This is a genomic window from Aestuariivirga sp., from assembly GCF_044239095.1.
Classification (GTDB): domain Bacteria; phylum Pseudomonadota; class Alphaproteobacteria; order Rhizobiales; family Aestuariivirgaceae; genus Aestuariivirga.
In genome coordinates this window covers 1-9,276 of the sequence record NZ_JBIICB010000169.1, presented here as the reverse complement: position 1 = coordinate 9,276, position 9,276 = coordinate 1, and the positions used below count along the sequence as shown (strand labels likewise).

Below are 9,276 nucleotides of genomic sequence, written 5' to 3'. Positions count from 1 at the left end.
CCGTCCGCCCCGGGTAGTCGAGCGGATTGACCCCGATGCGTGCCAGCCAGAAGAAGGTGTTGGCGAAGCCGTCAAAGCTGATGGAGCTCAGCGTCAGCAGCACGAACAGCGTGCCGCTCAGCGGCAAGGGCGGCAGGGCCAGCAGGCCGGCACCCGGCGGCCGCAACCCCTTCGCGCTGAGTGGCGCTGCAGCCCCCAGCTGGTGGAGGAACACGCCGAACGGGTCGCCCCGCCGCAACCAGGAGCCGGGGCCGAACAGAAGAACGGCCAGCATGGTGAAGAGGAGATAGACAGCAAGCACGCGCGCCAGCACGTCGCGGTCCTCCGGCGCCGGATAGACCAGCTGGAACCATGCGAAGGCGAGGAAGATCAGCACGGCAGGCCAGTAGCTGGCCCCGTCCGGATAGGAGAGCGGCGGCGCCCTGCCGCGCATCAGCAGGTGATTGATCCCGGTGAATGGGTTGAGCACGCCCCACAAATTGCCGAACAGCGGATGAAGCAGCACGATCACCACCCACCACAGGGTCCACACCGACAGCGGCAGCAGGTTCTCCGCCGGGTCATTGGGCCCGCGCAGGCCGGACACGAAGATGAAGGCGATCACCAGCGCACTCAGCAGGCTCACGGCCACAGCGCTTCTTGAAGGGGCCGCGGCCGCAGGTTCCGCATGGCTTTCGCCGAACAACCGGCGCGGCAGCAGTGACACGGCGATGAAGGAGACGAGCACGGCCAGAGCCCCGCCCGCGATCACGTGGTTCGTCGGCAGCAGCATCACGAAGCCGCGGCCCGAGGCATGCGCCATCGCGGGGGCCGTTCCCGCGAGAAGGCAGATCAGGGCAAGGGCACCCCTCCGCATGCTCAGATCCCCACGTAGCGGTCGATCATGTGGCGGTCGGAGGCAAGTGCCGATGCCGCCACCACCCCCGTTACCCGGCCGTTCTCCACAAAGGCAACGCGGTCCGCCACCGGCAGCACGGCATCCACGCGCTGCTCCACCAGCAGCGTGGTCACGCCATGGGACTTGAGGTCGAGCACCGATTGCCGGATGCGCTCGATCATCGCGGGCATCAGCCCCTCGGTCGGCTCGTCGAGCAGCAGAACCCGGGGGTTGATGCACAGGGCGCGCGCCATCGCCAGCATCTGCTGCTCGCCGCCGCTCATCGTGCCGGCCCGCTGGGCGAGCCGCTCCTTCAGCAGCGGAAACAGCGACAGCACGTGTTCGAAAACCTCAGGTCCGGAGCCGCGCGTCATCAGCCCGACCTTCAGGTTCTCCATCACCGTCAGTTCGGAGAACAGCCGGCGCCCCTGCGGCACATAGCCGATGCCGCGGCGCGGCACCTCGTGCGGGGCAAGGCCGGTCAGCTCCGTGCCGTCAAGCCTGATGCTGCCGCGCCGCGCCCGCACCAGCCCCATGATGGCCTTCAGCGCCGTCGTCTTGCCCGCACCATTGCGCCCCAGCAGGCACAGGATCTCGCCGGCCTCGGCCTTGAGCGAGAAGTCCTTCAGCACCTGGGCTTCCGCGTAGTAGCAGTCAACGCCGCTGAGTTCGAGCATCACCCGCTCCCCAGATAGGCGCTCTGCACCGCCGGATTGGCGCGGATCTCCGCCGGGCTTCCCTCGGCAAGGATGCTGCCACGGTCGAGCACGGTGATGCGGTGCGCAAGCGCCATGACGACGGGCATGTTGTGCTCGATCAGCAGCACCGTCGCATCCCGGGCCACGTCGCGCACGAGGCCGATGAAGCCCTCGATTTCGGCGTCGGATAGCCCCTGCGTGGGCTCGTCGAGGATCAGCAGCTTTGGCCGCAGCGCCAGCCCCATCGCCACCTCAAGCAGCCGCTGGTGGCCGTATGACAAGGTCCCCGCGATTTGCCCGGCGCGCCCGGCGAGGCCGACGCGCTCGAGATACGCAATGCTGCCGCCGCGGCCCGGCTGGTGCGCCGCCAGCGCCACATTCTCCTCCGCCGAGAGATTGGCGTAGATGCTGGTGATCTGGAACGTGTAGGCGATGCCCAGCCGCACCCGCCTGAAGGCGGGAAGGGCGGTGACGTCCTCGCCCTCGAACAGCACGCGTCCGGCACTGGGCGCGATGCGGCCGGAAATGAGGCTCACGAAGGTGGTCTTGCCCGCGCCGTTGGGGCCGATCACGGCGCGCACCTCGCCCTTCTCCAGCCGGAAGTCCACGTCCCTCACCGCCGTCAGGCCGCCGAAGCTGCGCGTCAGGCCGGTGGTTTCGAGAAGCGGGGGCGCGGCGTCTAGGGCAGCCATGGCATCACGCGCTGGCGAAGGGTGCCGAGGATTCCCTTGGGAAAGAACAGGACGAGGAGGATCAGCGCCACGCCGACAAACAGCAGGCTCGCCGTTGTGAATCCGCTGGCGAAGTCGACGAGGAAGAACATCAGCGCTGTGCCGAGCACCGGCCCCAGCACCGTCGCCGCGCCGCCGAGCAGCGTCCACAGCAGCGGATGGATGGAATACTGGATCGAGGCAAGCGACGAGCCTGCATAGGCGAACATCAGCGCATAGCAGGCCCCGGCGAAGGCCGCGAAGGACCCGGACAGCACGAAGGCGATGAGCTTGTAGCGGGCCACATCATAACCCAGCATGGCGGTGCGGCTCTCGTTCTCGCGGATCGCCACCAGTACATGCCCGATGCGCGAGCGCACCACGGCAAGGCACAGGGCGATCGCCGCGGCCAGGAAGGCCAGCGCCAGATTGTAGCGCAGTACCGGGTTGGTGAGGTCCGCCTCGATGCCCATGAAGCTGAAGGCGCGCAGCGTGTCGGGAATGACGATGCCCTCGTCGCCGCGCGTATACTCCCCGAAATAGAGGACGGTCAGGAAGGCGGCCTGCGCGAACATCAGCGTCACGATCATGAAGGCGACGCCGCTCGCCCGCAGGGCGATGAGGCCGATCAGGAGGGAAACGGCGATGCCGGTGAGGATCGCCACCGCGAAGGCCTCCGGCACGCCGAGGCCCAGCCTGGTGACGCCGAGCGCTGCGGCATAAAGCCCGGCCGCAAAGAACATCGCATGGCCGAGGCTGAGCAGTCCCGTATAGCCGAACAGGATGTTGTAGCCCATCGCATAGATCGCCAGCACCATGATGCGGGTCAGCATCAGCACGGCATAGTCACTCGCCACGAACTGCAGCAGGAACAGCGCCGCGATCACCCCGGCATGCAGCAGCACGGCCTTCCCGCTCATCGCACCGGCACTCCATAGAGGCCCTGCGGCCGGACCACGAGCACGATCGCCACGGCGAGCGTGGCGATGATCGCCGCAAGGGTTGGCGAGAAGAACATCGAGATGATGCCATCCGCCAGGCCGATGATGAGGGCCGCCACGACACTCCCCTTGATGGAGCCCAGGCCGCCGATGATGACCACGATGAAGCTCATGAGCAGCGGATCTAGGCCCATCAGGTAATGCGCCTGCTGGATCGGCACGATCAGCACGGCGGCAATGGCGACCAGTGCTGCACCCGCCACGAACACCGCCGCATAGACGGTGTTGACGGGGATGCCGAAGGCGGTGGCCGTCTCGCGGTCGAACTGGGTGACGCGCATGACGAGGCCAATGCGGGTGCGCGCCAGCACCCACCACACGGCAAGCAGCAGCATGAGTGAGGCCGCCACCACGAAGATCTTGTAGCCGGAGAAGCCGAACCACGGAAAGGCGATGCGGTAGGTGAAGGGTGCCGCCACCGGCTTGGCGTCAGCACCGAAGACGGAAAGCGCCAGCTGCTGCAGCACGAAAAGCAGCCCGATGGTCGCCACGATGGTGGCTTCCGGATCGTAGTTGATCCGCCGCAGTAGCAGGCGCTCGGTCAGGAAGGCGAGGAAGCCCACGGCGACCGGTGCGGCCACCAGCGCGGCGATGAAGCCGGCCAGCGGACCGCCCGGCATCATCTTCGCTGTCCACCACGCCAGCATGGCGCCGACCATGAAGAACTCGCCATGCGCGACGTTGACGACCCGCATCACCCCGAACACCAGCGACAGCCCCAGTGCCGACAGCGCCAGCACGGCGGCTGCCACCGTGCCCTCGAGCACGGCGAGCAGAAGGTGGGGCCAGAACGCCAAGGCGCTTCGCTTACAGCGCCATCTTGGTGTAGTCGGCCGCCGGCTCGTAGAGGCCCTCCTCGATGGTGGTGCGGTAGACCACTTCGCCCACGCCGCTCTTCACCTGCGTGATGTTCTGGTGCCCGAAGCTCTGGTGAATCTTGGCGTTGAAGATCTTGTTGCCCTGCGGGTGCTCGTTGCCCTCGGCAATGGTGGTGATGGCCTCGGTCGCCTCGATGAGCTTGGCCTTGTCGGCCGGGCCCTGATAGCCCGCCGCCTCCATCGCCTGCTTCAGGATGTAGAGCGTCTCCCAGCAGCCGAACATGTGCGAATAGGTTGATATGTCGGCGGGGTCGGAGACGCTGGCGCCGTTCTGGTCCACACCCACCTTCTCGCGGAAGAAGGTATCGTGCGGGGCGGGGCTGGCGCCGGCATGGCGCGGGAAGGCCTCCCACAGGTAGGACCCCTCGAGGAACTCAAGGCCCGGGCTCTTCAGGTCAACGGCCTCGAGGCTGTCGATGAAACCGAACAGCGCGGGATGCTGCGAGCCGAAATGCTCGCCCAGTTCCTTCACGAAGGTCAGCACCGCGGGTCCCACCATGACATGGTAGATCACTTCGGTGTCCATCGGGATCTGCGGGAAGTAGCGGGTGAAGGAGGACTCGGTCGGCGGAATGGGGATCAGCGCGTTCACCTCGCCGCCCTGCGCCTTGATCGCGGCGGAAAAGAAGTCGCGGTGGTCGTGGCCGAAGGCGAAGTCCGGGAAGATCATGGTGACCTTCTTGCCGACGTTCTTGGCGATCCACGGCGCCATGGCGATGACCTGCGACTTCACGTCGGTGATGCCCGGTTGGAAGGTGTAGCGGTTGAGCGCGCCGGACGCCACGTGATGGCCCTCGGACACCACGTAATAGGGCAGCTTCAACTCGCCCGCGCGCGGGGCGGAGCCCATCACGACATGGCTGAACAGCGTGCCGAAGGCCACGTCGCACTTGTGCTGGGTGGCGAATTTCTCGACGACCTCTGCGCCGCGGCCGGGGTCGGTCGCGTCGTCCTCGGCAATAATCTCAACGGGCCTGCCATTGATGCCACCCTGCTCGTTGATGAGCTTGACGGCGGCGGTGGTGGTGCGCTCGTACCAGCGGCCATAGGCTGCGCCAATGCCGGTGCGGTGCACCTGGAAGCCGATGCGGATCGGCTCGGAAGACTGCGCCTGCGCATAGCGCACGAAACCCGGACCCACGATCGAGGCCGCGGCCCCCGCGCCTGCGAGCTTCAGGGCGGATCGGCGGGTGATGCGTTTCCTGGCCGGTACGATGAGCTTGGTGTCGGACATGTCTTCCTCCTGGATTTTCCCGGGCCTCTCTCTGGAAGGCCTGAATGCGATCATAGCAAAACCAGCGGGCGCGGATAGGTCCCTCACGCGATGCGGCGGAGCAGGTCCAGAAGGTTGCGTTGCTCGCCCGGGTCGAGGGGCTCGAGCGTCTCCGCGGTGATGGCGGTGGCTGGCGCCACGCCGCGCCCCACCGCCGCCAGCCCCTCCGGCGTGATCGAGACCAGCATGCGCCGCCCATCGTCCGGGTCAGGCGCCGTGGCGACCAGCCCGCGCCTGCCGAGGCGGTCGACCACGCCCTTGATGGTCGCGGCATCCATCGCCGTCTCGCGCCCGAGCAGGTTCTGCGACACGGAGTGCAACTCGGCGAGCTTGACGAGGGCCGCCCACTGGGTTGGCGTCAGGTCGCCGCCCATCTGCCCGGCGAAGATCGCGGCATGGCGCTGCCCGGCGCGGCGCAGGTAGAAGCCCACCTGGTCCTCGAGCCGGTAGCCGCAGAGCACGCTGCCGGGGTCCATGGCTTCAGCGCTCAACGAAGGCCTTCTCGATCACATAGCTGCCGGGCGTGCTGCTGCTGCCCTCACTGAAGGACAGGCCCGTGAGCAGCGCCGTGATGTCCGACAGGAAGGCCGGGCTGCCGCAGATCATCACGCGATCCTGCGCGGCATCGAGCGGCGCCAGGCCGAGATCCGCAGCGATCCGGCCAGAGCCCAGAAGATAGGTAATGCGGCCGCGGTTGCGGAATTCCTCGCGCGTCACGGCCGGGTAGTAGAGCAGCTTTGCCCGCACCTCGTCGCCGATCAGCTCGTCCCCGGGCAGGGTCTGCTCGATCTCATCCGCATAGGCCAGTTCGGCGGCGAAGCGGCAGCCATGCACCAGCACCACCTTCGCGAAGCGCTCATAGACGGCGGGATCCTTGACGAGGCTCATGAACGGGGCCAGCCCCGTGCCCGTGCCGAGCAGATAGAGGTTGCGTCCGGGCAGCAGGTTGTCAACCAGCAGCGTGCCGGTGGGCTTGCGGCCGACGAGGATCTTGTCGCCCACCCGGATGTGCTGGAGCTTCGAGGTCAGCGGCCCGTCCGGCACCTTGATCGACAGGAACTCAAGCTCGTCCGCGTAATTGGGGCTGACCAGGCTGTAAGCCCTGAGCAGCGGCTTTCCCTCAACCGCAAGGCCGATCATCGTGAACTGCCCGTTCTCGTAGCGGAAAGACGGCGACCTTGTCGTCCGGAAGCTGAACAGCCGGTCCGTCCAGTGGTGCACGCTCAGCACTTCTTCCTCGAACAACGCACTCATGGGGAGCTCCGTTAGGGTCGGCGATTTTGTTTGTGTACAAACAAAAAATATGGAATCATTCCGTCTATGTCAATGGCCACATCGCAGTTGCGAGATAGCCCTTGGAACAAGACCGATGGACCAAACGCCCGGAAAGATCCGCTGCGATGCCTGCCCCGTGCTCTGCTACATCCGGGAGGGCATGCTAGGCGCGTGCGATCGCTACGCGAACCAGGGCGGGGTGCTCACCCGCGTCGACCCGCATGTGGTGCTGGAGCGCACGGTCGCGGCGCAGGGTGAGGTTGTCCCCTTCCTGCCACCCTCGCGTGACTGGGACGGGCGCATCATTCGCGAGCCCTCCACCTTCGTCACCGCCATCGGTGCGGGCACCACTTACCCAGACTACAAGCCCGCCCCCTTCATCGTCGCCTCCGAGGTGGACGGCGTCGACATGGTCACCGTCGTCACCGAGGGCATCTTCAGCTACTGCGGCCTGAAGGTGAAGATCGACACCGACCGCCACCTCGGCGCCGAGTGCGCTGCCGTGCGCGTCGGGGGCGAGCAGATCGGCCACGTGACGACCGCCGAATATGGCTCGCAGATGCTCTCGCTCGGCGGCGTGCGCCACCTGACCGGGGGCTCCAAGAAGGAAGGCCGCATCACCTGCGAGAGCCTTCTGGCGCTTGCCAACCGCAAGCCCGTCGAAGTCGCCGTCGACGGCGGCGCCACGATCGTCATCGAGGCTGGCAAGGCCCCCATCATCAACGGCCACCGGGAAGAGCGCATGCGCGTCGGCTGCGGCTCGGCCACCATCGGCATGTTCGCACAGCAATGGATGGGCCTGGTGGACGAGGTGGTGGTGGTGGACGACCACATCACCGGCGTCCTTTCGGAGCACCAGGCCGGCAAGTTCCTGGACGTTCCGGAGACTGGCATCAGAATGAAGGGCCACCGCTCCACGCCCGGCCGCTATTTCAAGGTCGCCCAGCCCGGCACCGGCTGGGGCGGCACGGACCTCACCGATCCCCTCGCCATCCTTAAGCCCTTCGACCCCAAGCAGGCCTGGCCCGGCCTGCGCCTGCTCATGGTCTCCACCACCGGCGAGCACTTCGCCTATTACGAGCTGGACGAGACGCTTGCCCCCGTGGAAAGGGAGCTTCCCCTCGCCCTCGCGCAGTCCGTGGCGCGCATCCGGGAGAACTGCGAGCCAGCCCTCTCCACCGTGCTGTTCATGGCGGGTGCCGGCGGTTCGCTGCGCGCCGGCGTCACCGAAAACCCCGTGCGCCTCACCCATTCGGTGAGGCAGGCCGCTACCCGCGTCACGGCGGGCGGTGCCCCCTGCTACGTCTGGCCCGGCGGCGGCATCACCTATATGGTAGACGTCACCACGCTTCCCGAAAACGCCTTTGGCTACGTGCCCACGCCTGCCCTCGTGGCCCCCATCGAATTCACCATGCCCCGCGCCGAGTATGAAGCCCTCGGCGGCCACATGGCAGAGCTGCGCACCCTTGCGGACGTGCTGGGCGGCGGGGCCAAGAAGACCATCAGGAAAACACCATGACATTCGACATCTTCGCCCAGACCCATGACCGCCTCGGCGAAAGCCCCATGTGGCATACGGCCGAACAGGCCCTCTACTGGGTCGACTGGTACGGCCCCACCCTGCACCGCAAGGCATGGGGCGGTGACAAGGTCCAAAGCTGGACCATCCCGGGCGAAACCGTGTTCGGCTCCTTCGTCTTCGCGGCGGGCGGCAAGCTCCTCGCCGCCGTCGACTCGGGCCTCAGGCTGTTCGATCCGGCAACCGGCGCCAGCACCCTCTTCGCGGACCCAAATGAGGCCCGTCCCGGCGTCGGCTACAACGACAGCAAGCTCGACCGCTCCGGCAGGCTCTGGGCGGGCACCTTCGACGTTCCCGAAACCGAGCCGCGCGGCATCCTCTATTGCGTGGAGCCGGACGGCACCTGGAGCGTTGCCGACTCAGGCTTCGCCGTGTGCAACGGCCCCGCCTTCTCACCCGACGGGCGCACCATGTATTTCAGTGATTCCATGGGCCGCCGCGTGCTGGCCTATGACGTGTCGCCCACCTCCCGCATCCCGGCCAACCGCCGCGTCTTCGCCAGTTTCGCAGACGGCGTGCCCGACGGCCTCACCGTCGATGCCGAGGGCTGCCTCTGGTGCGCGCTCTATGGCGCAGGCCGCCTTGTCCGCTTCGCCCCCCATGGCGCAATCGTCAGGACCTATGATCTCCCCTGCCCGATCGTCACCGCCGCAGCCTTCGGCGGCCCGGACATGACCCATCTCTTCGTCACCACCGGCCACAGCCCCGAAGGCAAACAGGACCCCGGCGGCGCCGTCTTCGTCATGGACACCGGCATCAAGGGGCTGGAGGAGCCATTATTCAACGTCTGAGCAACACCAAGCCAGGCACGCCGCCCCTCTTCCCCCTCACCCCCACCCATGTGGGGTTGAAGAAGCAAAACGCTGCTGCAAGAGATCCCGAGCAATCCCAAGCTGCGCATGCCGCCCCTCTTCCCCCTCGCCCCCACGCATGTGGGGGAGAGGGTGGGGTGAGGGGGTCTATCCGCGCGCTGATTGCCTGAACA

General features: G+C 66.9%; 9 protein-coding genes and 1 pseudogene. 2 read left to right on the top strand and 8 right to left on the bottom strand.

Features of this window, described 5'->3' with window-relative positions; genetic code table 11:
• The 8 genes and pseudogenes from ACILRA_RS14800 to ACILRA_RS14765 form a co-directional block, all read right to left on the bottom strand.
• Positions 1–856, bottom strand: a pseudogene (locus ACILRA_RS14800) (hypothetical protein); the annotation flags it as partial.
• Between the two features lie 2 nt (positions 857–858).
• A complete protein-coding gene (locus tag ACILRA_RS14795; protein WP_395662856.1) occupies positions 859–1,554 on the bottom strand; it encodes an ABC transporter ATP-binding protein in 696 nt (231 codons plus the stop codon).
• Positions 1,554–2,267 carry an ABC transporter ATP-binding protein gene (locus ACILRA_RS14790; protein WP_395662855.1) on the bottom strand — a complete coding sequence of 238 codons (714 nt, stop codon included), beginning with the start codon at positions 2,265–2,267 and terminating at the stop codon, positions 1,554–1,556. The genes ACILRA_RS14795 and ACILRA_RS14790 overlap by 1 nt, the downstream gene beginning before the upstream one ends.
• On the bottom strand, positions 2,255–3,205 hold the full coding sequence (locus ACILRA_RS14785) for a branched-chain amino acid ABC transporter permease (protein WP_395662854.1): 951 nt from the start codon (positions 3,203–3,205) through the stop codon (positions 2,255–2,257). Before ACILRA_RS14785 ends, ACILRA_RS14790 begins: the two co-directional genes overlap by 13 nt.
• A complete protein-coding gene (locus ACILRA_RS14780) occupies positions 3,202–4,083 on the bottom strand; it encodes a branched-chain amino acid ABC transporter permease (protein WP_395662853.1) in 882 nt (293 codons plus the stop codon). Before ACILRA_RS14780 ends, ACILRA_RS14785 begins: the two co-directional genes overlap by 4 nt.
• A gap of 10 nt (positions 4,084–4,093) precedes the next feature.
• The gene (locus ACILRA_RS14775; RefSeq protein ID WP_395662852.1) at positions 4,094–5,398 is read right to left on the bottom strand and encodes an ABC transporter substrate-binding protein; all 1,305 of its coding nucleotides are present in this window, start codon (positions 5,396–5,398) and stop codon (positions 4,094–4,096) included.
• Between the two features lie 83 nt (positions 5,399–5,481).
• Positions 5,482–5,928 (bottom strand): MarR family winged helix-turn-helix transcriptional regulator, encoded by a 447-nt coding sequence (locus ACILRA_RS14770; RefSeq protein ID WP_395662851.1) that lies wholly within the window; start codon positions 5,926–5,928, stop codon positions 5,482–5,484.
• Positions 5,918–6,691 (bottom strand): ferredoxin--NADP reductase, encoded by a 774-nt coding sequence (locus ACILRA_RS14765; protein WP_395662850.1) that lies wholly within the window; start codon positions 6,689–6,691, stop codon positions 5,918–5,920. The genes ACILRA_RS14770 and ACILRA_RS14765 overlap by 11 nt, the downstream gene beginning before the upstream one ends.
• A gap of 115 nt (positions 6,692–6,806) precedes the next feature.
• On the opposite strand from ACILRA_RS14765, the gene ACILRA_RS14760 reads away from it, so the two are divergent.
• The gene (locus tag ACILRA_RS14760) at positions 6,807–8,231 is read left to right on the top strand and encodes a 6-hydroxynicotinate reductase (protein ID WP_395662849.1); all 1,425 of its coding nucleotides are present in this window, start codon (positions 6,807–6,809) and stop codon (positions 8,229–8,231) included.
• Positions 8,228–9,082: an SMP-30/gluconolactonase/LRE family protein gene (locus ACILRA_RS14755; RefSeq protein WP_395662848.1), complete on the top strand. Its 855-nt coding sequence runs from the start codon at positions 8,228–8,230 to the stop codon at positions 9,080–9,082. The genes ACILRA_RS14760 and ACILRA_RS14755 overlap by 4 nt, the downstream gene beginning before the upstream one ends.
• The last annotated feature ends 194 nt before the right edge of the window (positions 9,083–9,276 follow it).